Source organism: Ornatilinea apprima (assembly GCF_001306115.1).
In the GTDB taxonomy this organism is placed as follows: Bacteria; Chloroflexota; Anaerolineae; order Anaerolineales; family Anaerolineaceae; genus Ornatilinea; species Ornatilinea apprima.
This window is the reverse complement of the sequence record NZ_LGCL01000037.1, coordinates 1-1,200: the sequence shown is the minus strand read 5'-3', so window position 1 is coordinate 1,200 and position 1,200 is coordinate 1. Positions and strand designations below refer to the sequence as shown.

The window sequence follows — 1,200 nt, the reverse complement described above, 5'->3', positions numbered from 1 at the left end:
CTAAGCCAGAATCTTGGTGATAACGCCGGCGCCCACGGTCAGACCGCCTTCGCGGATCGCGAATTTGGAACCCTGCTCGAGCGCAACCGGAACGATCAGTTCAGCGGTCATGTTGATGTTGTCGCCGGGCATAACCATTTCCACGCCCTCGGGCAGGTGAATGGAGCCGGTCACATCCATGGTGCGGATGTAGAACTGCGGGCGATAGCCATCGAAGAACGGTTTGTGACGGCCGCCTTCTTCTTTCTTCAGCACGTACACCTCGGCCTGGAATTTGGTGTGGGGGGTGATGCTCTTGGGAGCCGCAATCACCATACCGCGTTCCACGTCTTCACGGTTGATGCCGCGCAGCAGCAAGCCAATGTTGTCGCCAGCCATACCTTCGTCGAGGGTCTTGTGGAACATTTCCACGCCCGTGCAGACCGATTTGCGCGTCTCGCGCAGACCAACGATCTCCACCTCGTCGCCGGTGTGGATCTTGCCACGCTCGGCGCGGCCGGTCACCACGGTGCCGCGGCCTTTGATCGAGAACACGTCTTCCACCGGCATCATGAAGGGTTTGTCCACTTCGCGTACCGGATCGGGGAAGTAGGTGTCGATGGTGTCCATCAGCTCTTTGATGCAGGCGTATTCGGGAGCGTTCGGGTCGGTGGAGGTCGACTCCAACGCCTTCAGCGCCGAACCCTTCACAATCGGAACCTCATCGCCCGGGAAGTGGTACTCGGTCAGCATTTCGCGCAGTTCCAGCTCCACCAGCTCGAGCAGTTCGGGGTCGTCCATCTGGTCGGTCTTGTTCATGAACACGCAAATGTTCGGAACTTCCACCTGGTAGGCCAGCAGAACGTGCTCTTTGGTCTGGGGCATGGGGCCGTCGGGGGCCGCCACCACCAGGATCGCGCCGTCAACCTGCGCCGCGCCGGTGATCATGTTCTTAATGTAGTCGCGGTGACCAGGCATATCTACATGAGCGTAGTGCCGGTGTGCGGTTTCGTATTCCACGTGGGCAATGTTGATCGTGATGCCGCGCGCTTTTTCTTCGGGCGCGTTGTCGATCTGATCGTAAGCGCGAAATTCCGCGCCGCCCAGCATCGCGCAGTACTTGGTGATCGCCGCGGTCAAGGTCGTCTTGCCGTGGTCAATGTGGCCCATGGTGCCCACATTGAGGTGCGGTTTGTTCCGCTCAAATTTCTGCTTCGCCAT

General features: G+C 59.5%; 1 protein-coding gene. It reads right to left on the bottom strand.

Going from position 1 to position 1,200, the window contains the following annotated elements; all coding sequences use genetic code 11:
- Window positions 1-1,200: an elongation factor Tu gene (gene tuf / locus ADN00_RS15220; protein WP_075063863.1), complete on the bottom strand. Its 1,200-nt coding sequence runs from the start codon at window positions 1,198-1,200 to the stop codon at window positions 1-3.